This window comes from Bacteroidia bacterium (assembly GCA_041391665.1).
In the GTDB taxonomy this organism is placed as follows: domain Bacteria; phylum Bacteroidota; class Bacteroidia; order J057; family J057; genus JAGQVA01.
In genome coordinates, this window is record JAWKNO010000003.1 from 1,228,942 (window position 1) to 1,242,807 (window position 13,866).

General features: G+C 46.9%; 11 protein-coding genes. 5 read left to right on the forward strand and 6 right to left on the reverse strand.

Annotated elements, in window-relative coordinates; all coding sequences use genetic code 11:
* The first annotated feature begins 6 nt into the window (after positions 1-6).
* Both trxB and cysQ read left to right on the forward strand, forming a co-directional pair.
* Positions 7-975, forward strand: a complete 969-nt coding sequence (gene trxB / locus R3D00_27850; GenBank protein ID MEZ4777021.1) for a thioredoxin-disulfide reductase — start codon at positions 7-9, stop codon at positions 973-975.
* 92 nt (positions 976-1,067) lie between these two features.
* On the forward strand, positions 1,068-1,862 hold the full coding sequence (gene cysQ / locus R3D00_27855; GenBank protein ID MEZ4777022.1) for a 3'(2'),5'-bisphosphate nucleotidase CysQ: 795 nt from the start codon (positions 1,068-1,070) through the stop codon (positions 1,860-1,862).
* Positions 1,863-1,915: 53 nt separating this feature from the next.
* Here cysQ and R3D00_27860 read toward each other — a convergent pair whose 3' ends face one another.
* Positions 1,916-3,217 (reverse strand): enolase C-terminal domain-like protein, encoded by a 1,302-nt coding sequence (locus R3D00_27860; GenBank protein ID MEZ4777023.1) that lies wholly within the window; start codon positions 3,215-3,217, stop codon positions 1,916-1,918.
* A gap of 63 nt (positions 3,218-3,280) precedes the next feature.
* Here R3D00_27860 and R3D00_27865 point away from each other — a divergent pair, with 63 nt between their 5' ends.
* The 3 genes from R3D00_27865 to R3D00_27875 are packed head-to-tail and all read left to right on the forward strand — an operon-like array spanning position 3,281 to position 6,062.
* Entirely contained in the window at positions 3,281-4,072 is a 792-nt protein-coding gene (locus tag R3D00_27865) for an aldolase/citrate lyase family protein (GenBank protein ID MEZ4777024.1), read from the forward strand.
* A gap of 6 nt (positions 4,073-4,078) precedes the next feature.
* The gene (locus R3D00_27870) at positions 4,079-4,849 is read left to right on the forward strand and encodes an SDR family oxidoreductase (protein MEZ4777025.1); all 771 of its coding nucleotides are present in this window, start codon (positions 4,079-4,081) and stop codon (positions 4,847-4,849) included.
* Positions 4,850-4,859: 10 nt separating this feature from the next.
* Positions 4,860-6,062: an acyl-CoA dehydrogenase family protein gene (locus tag R3D00_27875; GenBank protein ID MEZ4777026.1), complete on the forward strand. Its 1,203-nt coding sequence runs from the start codon at positions 4,860-4,862 to the stop codon at positions 6,060-6,062.
* Here R3D00_27875 and R3D00_27880 read toward each other — a convergent pair.
* The 5 genes from R3D00_27880 to R3D00_27900 all read right to left on the reverse strand — a co-directional run bounded on the left by R3D00_27880 (position 6,037) and on the right by R3D00_27900 (position 13,819).
* Positions 6,037-6,411: a hypothetical protein gene (locus tag R3D00_27880; GenBank protein ID MEZ4777027.1), complete on the reverse strand. Its 375-nt coding sequence runs from the start codon at positions 6,409-6,411 to the stop codon at positions 6,037-6,039. The two genes, R3D00_27875 and R3D00_27880, sit on opposite strands and share 26 nt — an antisense overlap.
* Before the next feature lie 12 nt (positions 6,412-6,423).
* Entirely contained in the window at positions 6,424-8,394 is a 1,971-nt protein-coding gene (locus tag R3D00_27885; protein MEZ4777028.1) for an SUMF1/EgtB/PvdO family nonheme iron enzyme, read from the reverse strand.
* 5 nt (positions 8,395-8,399) lie between these two features.
* On the reverse strand, positions 8,400-11,204 hold the full coding sequence (locus R3D00_27890; GenBank protein MEZ4777029.1) for an ATP-binding protein: 2,805 nt from the start codon (positions 11,202-11,204) through the stop codon (positions 8,400-8,402).
* Between the two features lie 50 nt (positions 11,205-11,254).
* The gene (locus R3D00_27895) at positions 11,255-13,111 is read right to left on the reverse strand and encodes a CHAT domain-containing protein (GenBank protein MEZ4777030.1); all 1,857 of its coding nucleotides are present in this window, start codon (positions 13,109-13,111) and stop codon (positions 11,255-11,257) included.
* A gap of 117 nt (positions 13,112-13,228) precedes the next feature.
* Positions 13,229-13,819, reverse strand: coding sequence for a hypothetical protein (locus R3D00_27900; protein MEZ4777031.1), 591 nt, complete (start codon positions 13,817-13,819; stop codon positions 13,229-13,231).
* Positions 13,820-13,866: the final 47 nt, after the last annotated feature.

Consider the following 13,866-nt stretch of genomic DNA (forward strand, 5'->3'; position numbering starts at 1 on the left):
ATCAAGATGAGTGCAAATAACGGAACCGCAAACCACGAAAAATGTATCATAATCGGGTCAGGTCCGGCCGGATATACCGCTGCGATTTATACCGCCAGGGCAGACCTCAAGCCCCTGATGTTTAGCGGAATGCAGCCAGGTGGTCAGTTGATGATCACAACAGATGTAGAAAACTACCCCGGATATCCCAAAGGAATTATGGGGCCAGAGATGATGGAAGACTTTCGCAAGCAGGCTGAAAGATTTGGGACACGTATCAAATACGAGGATATCACCCGGGTTGAGCTCAACCAGCATCCCAAAAAATTGTGGACGGGAGACGGAGTACTATATACCGCCGATACCGTGATCGTTGCGACCGGAGCCAAAGCCAAGTGGCTGGGCATAGAGGCAGAACAAAACTATTCCAACCGTGGGGTAAGTGCCTGTGCGGTATGTGATGGGTTTTTCTTCAAGGGAATGGAAGTAGTGATCGTAGGTGGCGGAGATACCGCTGCGGAGGAAGCACTGTACCTCTCAAAACTCGCCACAACCGTACATATGCTGGTGAGGAGAGATGAACTTCGCGCTTCAAAAATCATGCAGGCAAGGGTAGCGGCTGCGCCTAATATCAAAATGTACTGGAATACAGAAGCAAAAGATATTTCGGGAGAGCACGCAGTGGAAAAGGTGCATATAGTAAACAACCAGACCGGCGAAGAATCCACTATTGAGGCAAAAGCCTTTTTCGTTGCCATCGGACATGAGCCGACAACCGAAATTTTCCGCGGCCAGCTGGATTTGGATGCTGCCGGGTACATTCTAAACAAACCCGGAACCAGCCTGACCAATATCGAAGGCGTATTTGTCTGCGGAGATGCAGCTGACAATGTATATCGTCAGGCAGTGACAGCTGCTGGTACAGGTTGTATGGCTGCGCTCGACGCAGAAAGATGGCTCGCCGCTTATGAAGCAGAACTGGCAGGGATCAGCTAACAACAGCTAACCCGTTGATTGTAACATTTCAGGGAAATTCTATCCGCTTTTAAAGGAGGAAACACGTACTTTCAAGGGTTTAATAAATTAGTATGATTGAAACGAAAACAAAATCCTTGCTCCAAAGTCTCGTAGATGTTTCTCAGGAAGCGGGAAAAGAAATCCTTCGCATATATGCAGATGAAACCTTGTTTGACCGGGTGGATTTTAAATCGGATGATTCTCCGCTGACGCTGGCCGATAAAGCCTCCCATAATGTTATTGAAAAATATCTGAAGGAAATCACACCTGAAATTCCCATTCTCTCTGAAGAAGGACGTAACATTCCTTATGAAGAAAGATCACAATGGGGGCAGTTCTGGCTGGTTGATCCACTTGACGGGACAAAAGAATTTATCAAACGCAATGGCGAGTTTACCGTCAACATTGCGCTGGTAGAAGGCGGGAAAGTCATTATGGGATGTGTTCATGTCCCGGTAATGGATACTACCTATTTCGCGGCAAAAGGAGAAGGTTCTTTTATCGTAAAAGAAGGCGTCACAACACGTATTGAAGCTTCCGAATTTGAAATGACTGCCAGCGGATTGCGTATCGTATGTTCGCGTTCACACATGACCAAAGAGGTCGAAGAATATGTAGCACAGTTTGACAATCCGGAAGCCGTTTCACTTGGCAGTTCGCTGAAACTGATCATGATTGCGGAAGGTAAAGCAGATATTTACCCTCGGCTGGCTCCAACTATGGAGTGGGATACCGCAGCGGCTCAGGTGATTGTGGAGGAAGCCGGCGGAACCGTGATCAATTACGAAACCGGTGAACCTGTGGTCTATAACAAAGAAAACCTTCTGAATCCATGGTTCATTGTCTTCGCACGTAAACTCAGCTAAAAACTAATTTTGTATAGAGCGCGCAGAAGTCCCTAAACAGGGACTTTTGTGTTTTAGTACCTTGTGGGCATAAACTTCCAGCCCGGTATTACTTTTTGCATTTCCACTTCATCATTTCGCTCTTTAAGCCCGCAGTGGAGATAGTTTTGGTGGAGTTGTTTCAGCGCTTCCTGATTAATGGAAACCCCCAGTCCAGGCCCTTCAGGGAGTTTTGCCATCCCATCCTCAAAGTGTATTTTCCCACCTTCTATCACTTCATCAACCTGCCATGGGTAATGGGTATCAAGCGCATGGGCGAATACGGGCAAAGCTGCGCCAAGATGTATCATTGCCGCCAGCGAGATGCCCAAATGGCTGTTGGAGTGCATGGAAAATCCCCGTCCAAAAATGGTGCATATTTTATACAGGTCCATCGAAGCTCTCAAGCCACCCCAAAAGTGATGGTCAGACAGAATAATATCTTCAGAACCCCATTCAACCGAAGATTTTAGCTGCGCAAAAGAAGTCGTACACATATTGGTAGCGAGCGGCACTTTCAATTCTTTTCTTAATGCCGCCATTTCCTGCTGCCCTCTTACAGGATCTTCGAGATAGTCGAGCATCGGTTCCAGCTCCTTGCCCCAGCGGCGGGCAGTTTGAGGAGACCAGACTGCATTGGGGTCAAACCGGAGCGGTATTTGCGGGCCAAAATGTTTTGCCAGCGCGCGAATCGCGGCGACTTCTTCTTTGGGCTCAAACACCCCACCTTTAAGTTTTATAGACTTAAAACCAAAATACCGGCACATTTCTACGGCCTGTCTGACCATATCTTCGGGCGTGAGCGCAGCCTTTTGTCGTTCAGCTTCCCAGCCGGTCGCTTTGGGATCGGTAGCAAATCCCCATTCGCCGCCTGCACCTTCATGTTTATAAAAAAGATATGCAGCAAAAGGCACCCTTTCCCGGAATACCCCTCCCAGAAGCTCTGCCACGCGGCGGTTGAGTTCCTTGCCCATTATATCCAGTGAGGCTACTTCAAAAGCGCTGATCACATGGACAGCTTTTCGCTGGTCCCAGGGTTTATCTCCCCTGTTTTCATCTGATTTCTTTTGAAAAAACTCTTTGATCCGGTAGGCAAGCAAGTTAAACTGAAAGATATCCGCGCCGATCAGCAATTCTTTTGAAGCTTCCAGCGCATGTAAAATACCCACCCCACCGGGGACCTCCGCAATGCCGGTTACATTTCCTCTGGTTTTGACCTGTACGATATTGCGCAACGCGTACGGTGCATGAAGTCCCGCAGCATTGAGAAGCGGCGGATCTCCTATCGCTATGGGGGTGATCACAACTTCTTCGATTTGGGTAGATAGGTTGGGCATATTTTGAGAATAAGAGTGAAAGAGTAAAGTATTATTTTTTTTCGTTAACTTTTTACCAAAAATATGAATGCTCTCAAAGAAAAGATAAAAAACAATGAAGCCGTACATGGCTGCTGGCTAAGTGTGGGTTCGGCGATGAACGCAGAGATCATGGGTAAAGCTGGTTTTGACTGGCTGTTGATTGATCTGGAGCATGGTGCAGGCACAGAGTCAGAACTTCCCGGCCAGTTGCAGGCGCTTTCAGGAGTCCCTACCCAGGCGATTGTGCGCGTGGAAAGCGGCCAACCCAAACGCATACAGCGAGTACTGGATATAGGCGCCGCAGGCATCATGTTTCCCCAGTTAAATACTTCCGCTGAAGTTGCTGAAGCACTTGGGCACATGGTTTATCCTCCGGCGGGGACACGTGGAGCGGCGAGGATGGTGCGAGCCACCGACTTTGGGCTGAATGCAAATACTTATTTTGCAGATACCCGTGCCCACCTCACCAGCATGGTGCAGATCGAAACCCTGGAGAGCCTGAAACATCTGGACGAAATTGCAGCTCTGGAAGGAACCGATGTATTATTTGTAGGGCCTTCAGATCTTACTTTTGCATTAGGCATATTTGGGCAATGGGAACACCCCGACTATGTTGCAGCCCTCAAAGCTACGGTCAAAGCCTGCAAAAATGCGGGAAAGGCCGCAGGTATCCTCTTGCTGGACAGTGAGCAATACGAGCGGTTTTACGACCTCGGTTTTAGAGTGATTGCCTGCGGATCTGATGCGTCTATTTTACTTACCAGCGCAAAAGACCTCGCCTCTGATTTAAAAAACCAGCAGATTCTTAAAGAAAAGAAAAGCAGGGAAAATTGATACGATATGTTTGCAAGTACTTTATTCAAAGATAAAATTGCCCTGGTAACCGGTGGCCGAAGCGGGATAGGTTATGCCATCGCACAGATGATGCTTTCGCTGGGAGCGAAGGTGTATATCGCTTCCCGAAAAGAAGACAAACTGCGGGAAGCCGCATCAAAGCTGGGCGAATTCGGCCACTGCGAAGCATTCCCCTGCGATATTCGTCAGACAGAGCAGATCGCACGCCTGGCGCAACACATCAAAACCAGGGAGGGAAGGCTTGATATCCTGATCAACAATGCCGGGGGGCAGTTTCCCCTGGCGGCAGAAGCCATTAGCGATAATGGATGGAACGCGGTGATCAACAACAACCTCAACGGGACATTTTTTATGACCCGTGATATGGCGAATACATTTTTTATTCCGCAAAAGGAAGGGGTAATTGTCAATATTATTGCGGACATTTTCAGAGGATTTCCGGGTATGGCCCATACAGGTGCCGCACGGGCAGGAGTAGAAAACCTCACCAAAACACTTGCTGTCGAATGGGCAAAATATCACATCCGGATCAATTCTGTCGCACCGGGCATTATCAATTCTACCGGACTTGACCAATACCCTCCCCAGCTCAAACAAGGGCTGGAAGAAGCCATTCCTATGAAAAGATTTGGTACGGTTGAAGAAGTAGCGTGGATGACGTGTTTTCTGGCCAGCCCGATGGCTGCATTTACCACAGGAGATACCATTTATGTAGATGGGGGAAGAAGACTCAGCGGAGAATTGTTTAAATTTTAATTAACCACCAATGAAATCCTATTACTTCACAGAAGAACACGAAATGTTTCGCCAAAGCCTGCGAAGCTTTCTCGATAAAGAGGTAATACCCCATATTGACCGTTGGGAAGAGGAGGAGCAAATTCCCAAAGAAGTATGGAAAAAAATGGGCGACCTGGGGTTTCTGGGCCTTTCTTATCCGGAAAAATACGGAGGAATGGCGCTTGATTTTTTCTACGATGTGATATTTTGTGAGGAGGTTTCCAAATGTTTTTCCGGAGGATTTGCCGTTACCCAGATGGTTGTACAGTATATGTCGGGGCCTTATATTCTGAAATACGGTTCTGATTTTCTCAAAGAAAAATACCTGCCCAAAATCATTTCAGGCGAATGGGTTTGCAGCATTGCCATTACCGAACCCGGAGCCGGCTCAGATGCCGCCAATATCCAGACCAACGCAACAAGAGAGGGCGATCATTATATAGTGAATGGAGCCAAAACCTTCATAACAAATGGCGTGTATGGAGATTTTTTGGTGGCGGTTGTCAAGACTGACCCACAGGCGGGGCCGGCAGGGGTAAGTTTGCTGGTCATAGACCGAAATGCGCCCGGCGTATCTGCCACCAAACTCAAAAAACTTGGATGGCATGCCTCGGATACGGCCGAACTAAGCTTTGATCAGGTAAAAGTACCGGTCGAAAACCTGATTGGAAAGGAAGGCCATGGATTTTATTATCTTATGGGTGGTTTGCAGGTCGAAAGGCTTACCGGATCTGTAGGTGCTTATGCAGGTTGTGAAGCTGCATTGGAATATGCGCTGGGGTATATGGCTGAAAGAAAAGCCTTTGGCCGCACGATCAACAAATTTCAGGTATTGCGGCACCGGGTTGCGCAGCTTGCTGCTGAGCTGGAAGCGGTGAAACAGTTTGTACTTTACTGCGCCCGACGGCATAATGACGGGGAATATATTGTAAAAGAATGTTCGATGGCAAAACTTCTTTCCACAGAATTGTCAGACAAAACGGCGTATGATTGTCTTCAATTTTTGGGCGGTTATGGCTATATGGAGGAATACCGGATGGCGCGGATGTTTCGCGACAGCCGAATCCTCACCATCGGTGGCGGCACATCGGAGATCATGCGCGAGATCATTGCAAAAATGGTAATTGACGACGTGAAATACGCCCCTGCTTCCCGGCAAAATTCTTTTAACCCTGAAAAGGCAGAAGAATAAGCACTGCGGCAGCGGCGGCGGCCATATTGCTTTTCGGTTCGACAGAAGCTATAGGATATTTAAAATCGCCCTTTTCACCCGGAAAAACCTGATTGCCGATAATGGTAGCTATAGGGTTTTCAAACAGATTTTTATCTCCTTCATAAACTTTGTTGTCCACAACTGTAGCAAGAGGCGACTCAAACCAACCTTTTTTTCCCTGGAAGATCTTATTTTCCACGATGGTAAGCAGGGCGGATTCCATAAAACCTTTTTCGCCTTCATAAACCTGGTCGCCTTCCATTGTGGCAAACGGCTTGTCAAAACGCCGTTTATCGCCGACGTAAATATTGACTGTGGGTGTATTCATAGCCAAAGATAATTATTTTTTTACCACACGGAACCCATCATATTCGTTGGCGACCATCGGTTTGCTACGGCCCCGGAACCTGATTTTAGAATATTTCCCTGCGAGTGCATAAGATCCTCCGTGAAGCACCTTATATTCTCCAGTCTCCGGGCCCCTTGGGTTAATGTGCCAGATATCTGCCTTTGCTAATTTTTTTATATAGTCAGGGTCATAACTATCCCAGCACCATTCCCAGGCATTGCCACTCATATCGTACAGCCCCAATTCGTTGGCAGCCAGGCCTCCTACTTTGGCGATTTGGGCAGAGCCAGCGACTTGAGAATTTTCCTCATACCAGGCGACTTCTGCGGGGTCATCACTTCCGGCATATAATTCTACAGGCCCTCCCTTACGGCCACCGGCTGCGGCAAAAGTCCATTCCATCTCTGTAGGAAGCCGGTATCCGGAAGCATCCCAGTTTATGCGAATACTGCTCAGCGTTTTTCCGGTATAAGCAGGGGTGAGCCCCTGTTTTTCGCTGAGCCAGTTGCAATATTCAATGGCATCGAGCCACGTAATATTTACAACAGGGAGATCTCCTGACACCCGCATACCCGGCATTAGGTTGGGCATACGCTTACCTGTGGCTGTACAATAAAGGTTGTATTGCCATGAGGTAATTTCATACTTACCGATTTCAAAGTTGTCCAGCCGGGCATTGATGGCAGATGATGTTGCTTTGGCAGAATCATCCAAAGTCACCACCTCTGAAGGAGTTTTAAGCCGGTAAACGACATTTCCACCATCCACCCGGACCATATCGGGAAAATAACGTTCTTCCAGGCTTACTTTGGACTTCAGGTTATATTTAATTGAAAGCTCGTTCAGGTATTTCTTTAGCTGGCTGGGACTTTTGCCGGAAAGCGGGGCATCAGCACCACGGGGGGGATCGATTTTTTGTACCTCCCCCAACATCTCAGCCGCCTGGGGAGTCTGACCTGCTTCCAGATAAAAATAGGCCAGTTCGAGGAGATTAGGTACCGTTTCTGTTGATTTCCAATCACCGGCATCTGCGAGTATATCGTAGGCTTTATCGTATTTAAGCTGGCAGATCAGATCATCTACCTGACGGTTGATCATTGCGATGGGTTTCTCAATGATCGTGGGATTGGTGGGCAGGTTCTGGCAGGTTTTCAGTTCCTTTTGCAAGCTGTCATTGCGGTGGTTGATATTGTCAATCAGCCCGTCTTTTTTGTCAATTCTTTCGTTGAGCGATGCGATGAGGTTGTCTTTTCGACTCAGGTCTGCGGTCAGTTTGTTCAGCCGCAGAATGTAATTGTATTCTCTTTTTTCGAGGCTGTCTACCTGGTTATTACACGCTTTCAAGGCGGCAGCAGATTCATTGGGGGCAACAGGGTCAGGCGAAGGAGGACCAGGCTTCGGAGGATCAGGTACCGGGGATGGATCATCTTTTTGAACCGGCCTTGTGTTTGTCGCATAGAGTGTGTCAATGGCTGGGTTCAGGTCCCCCGAAAAGAAGACCGTAACAGGAACACTGTCTATCATTAAGGTAATGGGTTTTGCGGGCATATTGGGAATGATTGCCCCCATATTGAAACCCGCAATACTGTCGCTTTTTTCTTCGATCACCCCTGTCTGGTACATAGAAATGCTTCCGGTTAAAACCAGAAGCGCCAATAGGGCGGTACCAATCCAGAGAATCCATTTGCCTCTGGCCCATATTGCGGCCAGGTCAGCTTTCCTTCTGCTTTTTTTGACATAAGAAGCCTCTGCATGATTCAGGTCAATTCCGCCAAGAAATGGGGTAATAAATACCAAATCTTCTTCATCCAGCCAAAAGTTTCCGCCTTCCTGCCGACGGGAAAGGTGGAGTGCGTAATTTTGTTTGATCAGCTTTTCGGATCTTCGGCGGTTTTCTTCCCTGGAGGGAAATCTGCGGCGGATTTGAGACGCAAGCAGGTCGTGGGATATTTCTAAATTCATGGTAGTTAGGCGCTTATGATTCTCATTTCCTGAAATTTCTCGATACACTGTCTGATCAATTTTTCATCGACCGGGGGGCCGTCGGGTTGTTCGGCCTGCAACTGGCGGGTTACAAACCTCACTACGCCGGTTTCGCTTTTTATTTGTTTTCCGCCTTCATCACTGACCAGAGCCATCAGTACTTTGAGCGGGATTCCTTCCTGTCCTTTTTTCAGGTCTATGTTTAGTTTTACCTGGTGAAGGCCATCGTCCAGAAAATCTCCTATTACGCCCGAGAGGGGGCCAACTTCCTTTACAAGATCAGGGTCAAATGTGATGAGTTCGCTTTTCTCTTCTGCTTTCTGGTGAAGGCGGTCGAGGTAAACCTGCATATTGGACAGGTCTATTCTTTCCTGACTGGAAATCGTTGTCCCTTGCGGAGGTAGCGGACTTTCTGTTTCCAGGGCATCCAGTATCCAGTCAGTGCGGATGGTTGTAGTGGAGGATAATTTGTACGCTTTGAGGCGGTTTTCTTCTGCCGGGAGATCTACAGGTGTGAGTTGCAGACTGGTTTGTTCTTTTTCCGAAATCATTTCATTCACCCACATCGAAAATTTCTCCCCGGTAGTTGGCTCCACTGTTTCCGGGTCGGGCTGGGGAAATCCGTTTCTGTTGACGAAATACAGGTTACATTGAAGAGATTTTACCAGGGAAATCAACCCCAAAAGCTGATGAAAAAACTCTGAAGCGGTATGTTCTTCCGGCGCAATCATCATCTCGGCCAGTACATCCATAGAAACCGCTGGCTCCCTGTCTGCCTCAAAAAGCAAATGGGCGACCCGGTTGGCATACCAGGCAGCCTGCCGGTCTTCATCATTATCCAAAAGATCTTTGTGAAAGCGGTTTGCCTGTTGTTTGGGCATCTCACGCAGGCGCTTTTTTAAATACCCTGCAAAATCTTCCCGGCTTCTTTTGGTCGCAAGCAGAAAGATCTGGGGGATGATTTCCAGGAAGGCCTGCTTTTTGCTATCATCCCATTCAACCAGCAAAGCGGTGAGGTCAATCAGGAATTGCTCCTTTACACTTACACCGGCTCCGGCAAGTTGTAGTGCCTGGGAATCAAGAAATGCCGCCATAGCGCCTTCATTTTCCGGCAAAAACAGATTCACTACCTGCCGTAAAAACCGATCTTGTTTTTCATCTTTATATTGAGGGAAAAGGACGTTCAGAGGTTTGAGACGGGCTTCCAGGCCAGAGTCCCACGTGCGGCCACGCCATGCTTTGAAATGTTTCCACAACCCGGGTCCATCTGGCTTTTGTGGCCATACCAGGGCTATTAGTTTTTGGAAAAATGTTTTTTGTTTTGTCTGTGAAACTGAATGCAGCAACTCTGCAAGCTGCCGGGTGAAGGTTCCTTTCTGGCCGGGAAGTATGTCTGCCAGTTTACCTGCAAATACAGCCTGTTCCAATATACTTCCGGAGTGAAACCTGTCTGTGATTTTTCCGATAAACAACTCACTTTCTTCGGTTGAAAAGGAGTCAGGCCCCAGAATTGTGTGAAGTTTCTGTTCATCTTTTTTCAAATATATCCCCGCCAGCTGCTTCAAAAACTGAATTTTATGCCCGGGCTGAAAGGAGTAAAACAGGTTTTTGAGCTGAGTAAAAATGTTTGCTCTGTCGTCTTTGCCTGCCAACACAGCCAATTCCATCAGTCTGGTGGCAAAAGCATCCTGTTCGGCTTTACTTCCGGTAATAAACAAAGCCGCCAGACGGTGAGCAAAAGTCATCTGAGCTTCAGGAGTACCGGAAACAAATAAATCTTTTAAAGTGGGGTAAAAACGGGTTTCATTTTGTTCGTTTTCATAGGCAAACAGCGACTCCATCTGGCCCGAAAAATCTTTTCTGCCGTTGCCTGAAAATTGCAGTTGATGGTCATCAAAAGGTTCAAAAACCAGTTCGAGCGGCAAGCCCTTGTCGAGATAAAGCAACCCCAGCGATTCGGCGAGGGAAGTGATCTGAGGCAGTGGATGAAATGACTCCTGCCGGACTTTCAGATACAGTTCCTTCCGCAGGTCAGATTGAGGTTGAATAAAAACCGGTACGGAAACCTGATCTTTGAGATGGTTCATGATCAGCTTCACCGTTTGATTTTTTTCCTCCACCTGAATGGGGAAATCCGGATGATTGATGGTCTGGCTTATCACGTTCCGGATCTGATGATCCCTCATGCGTTCCAGCCTGACGCGGCTTTCAAACAGATCCGGGTAGCGGTCTTCATATTCTGAGAGGTAGCCAATGTGTTCTTCACGCATGATAATGATGACCCGGCAGAGAAGATTATGGGTACTTTGGCTGGAGACAGGGGAAAAAGATTGTTTATTATTCCCTTCTGTAATATTCAGCAGTTGAGCCAGATTCTTAAAAAACAGCCGTTGTTCCTGTTTACTTCCGGAAAGAAACAACTGTTCAAACTGATCGAATATGAGATATAGCGGAATAAAACTCTCCAGGTACAGATCGCGGATGGCGTCATTGACCGGAGTTTTTTTGGGAATATAACTTAAGGACTCTTTTTGAATGGCATTAAAAAGATCCTGACTGAGGTCATTCGTTCTGTTGACATAGATACCATGCCAGTCCGTATCGGCAAAACAATTGGAAAGGCCACATTTTACCAGACTGGACTTTCCCGCTCCTGTCACGCCATAGAGCAGCGTCAGCGGAGAAGCATGGACACTTCGAAACAACTGCTGGGTTTCCTGCTCCCTTCCAAAAAAGTAAGCGCGATCAGTTTTTTCGTACGGGGCCAAAAACTTAAAAGGAGTGGGCATAAAAAAAAAGTTAACGTATGAAATTTACGAGGCAGATAAGGATCCATGGATCAGGAATCTATTTCAAAGTCTCTCAGCAGGAACCTGAACTGTGTTTTCATTTCAGGAAATACTTCATCGTCATCCATTGCTATTTCCAGACTTATGTCGCCGGTTGTTTTAGGGTCAAACATGTTAAAGTCAACCGAATCATAGAAAACAGCCTTTTTGGAAGCGTGGCTGTATAAATATATATGAGGCGTTTCTGTGCCTTTTTTCCGCTCGAAAGTATGCCTGTCGATGACAAGCGGTGAGAGGTTCAGGTTTTTATCCATTTTGTGCTCGTCCAGATAGCTATCGCTTTTGACAAGCAGTACAGATCTGGAGTCGGTGAAACTTTCCAGATTTTTGGGGCGGGTTCGGCCTTCAAAGTAGGAAGAGTTGGAAGCGTGAAGGCGGTCCAGATAGTGCACAAATGAGAGATTTTCATCCCGAAATTTATTGACATCAATTTCTTTGACATTGATGAGATGATAGCGGACGAGGAAAGCCGTTTTTTTAAGAATTTCGCTCAGATTGCGCTCACATTCCGGGCATTTGCGGATCAGGTTTTTGTCTAAAAAATTCTCTTCTATATTTTTCTTTAGTGTGGAAAGTTGAGTTTCCTTTTTTATCCCTTCAAAATACGCCCATAGTTTTTGGGCGGGATCGCCTTCTTTGGAGAGTCCCGTAAGGAGCACAGCAACTTCATCTTCGATTTTTTTTCCCTTTTGGTCTCTTTTTTCCAGAAAGAGGTCTATTTTCTCGTTGAGGAAGGCCTGATAAATCTCAAGTGCCAGCTGAAGATAATCAAAGGCAAAAACCTCATCCTCTCCGGGGAGAGAAATCATATTTTGAACTTTGGTAATCAGGGCTTTAAATGCTTTCTTTTTACGTATTTCATCCCAAAGCTGGGCGACCATGGCGTAACAGATAAACCGGGAAACAGACTGATACGTTTGCAGCATTTGAGCAAACCGCGCCACGCTGGCCCGTTTCATATCTTTGGTATCTGCCAGCAGGATTCTTATCTGCGAGCCGATCGGCCAGGGGAAACTTGCGACTATGAGATCGAGTCGTTCCAGCGGCCCGATTTTTTCCTGCGTTCTCTGGTTAGTGATTTCCGATTCGAGTGCAGGGTCCCATTTCACCATTTCGTCCAGCACGGTATCCAATGCGACATTGGGAGTATAAGGTTCTGCCTCGTCATCATCGGAGCCGGCCTGGGGCAGCATCCAGTTGAGCACACTGTTTTTCTCGTCAGAACCTTCGGCTTCATTTACATAAAGGCCCCAGGGAAATCCACCTTTATCGTCAATGGCATCTTCATCCCAGGAGATTGAGCGATAGGTTTCGACCTCTTTGTCGTCAGCTTCTGCCACTGCCACCGCTTTGTCGAACGACTGTTTGAGCGTTTTTCCCTTTTCGAGATTTTTGTACAGAATATTCGCAAAAAAGGAAGCGGTTTTGTCATTGACAGGCCGGGCAGTAGCAATTACTGCCGGTACCCCCAGGCTTAAAAGCGTTACAACCTGATCTTTGGTAGAGCAGCCGTTGAGGAAAACGAGTTTCAGGTTTTTTTGATCGGCGAGCAGTCTGGCGATACCTTTAGATTTAGCTTCGCCGGAGGTTAGAAATATCTTATCATTGTCAGCATGTCCCGCGAAATGAAAAAGCACCACGCGGTTTTCAAACTTTCCCAGCCATTCAGCCAGTTTTTCGAGGCTGGATTCCTGATCCCAGTGAAGCGTGTAGTCGCTTTGCGCCATGTCGGCGCGGTCATGTAAAATGGTGTATATCTCGTCTGCTTCTTTGGTTAGTTCGGCAAGGTACGCGCTCTCTTTACTGCTATTGGCAAAAGCGAGAAAAATGACAGGGCGTTCGGACATACTTTAGGGGTTTAATCCCTAATATACAACTTTTCCAAACTTATACAAAGCCGTAAAATTCAGTCTTCTCAATATCAGTTTCTGATACTTTAACTCCAGTATCTATTCCAGCTTTTGTTATTCAACTTCTATAAAAAATCCATTGATTTTGTCATCGAGCGTATAGGTACCGGGCTTCAGGATAATTGCCCCCTGAACATCAAAATTTTTGGCTACAAATGCCGGAAAAACCTGTTTGCGCTCCAGAATCAGCGTTCCGACCATCGGCATTTCGGGACCGTTGTACACCATTTTTACATATGTTTTCCCCATTTTATCTTTTACCAGGGTATTGCTGAAGGTATAAGAATTGACAGGTCGTCCGCTGGCATCTTTTTTAAAGCGGTCAAAACCTTTTCCTTTCTGGTTATGGGCGCGGGGGTCGGCTTTCATCATCGGTTTCTGGTGAATGGAAGTCAGGTACAGGCTGGGCCTTTTGGTTTCCCATGAACCTGCAATCTTAAAGCCCAGCATCATGGGCTGGTTCCGGTTGCTGTGGACCAGTTCGATCTCATTGAGGTTCATTCCTTCAATTTCGAAGGAATAATCGACTGTTTGGGACAATTCTTCAGAAATTTCAGGGATCGGGGGAAGTTCTGGCGCTGAAAGTGCGACAAAAGTAAAAACAAGAATGAGTGCGGAGACTGATATCAGAAGAAATCGTTTCATGAGTGTTTGTATAAAAGCGGTCTGTTTGTAGAAGAATAACGAACCAA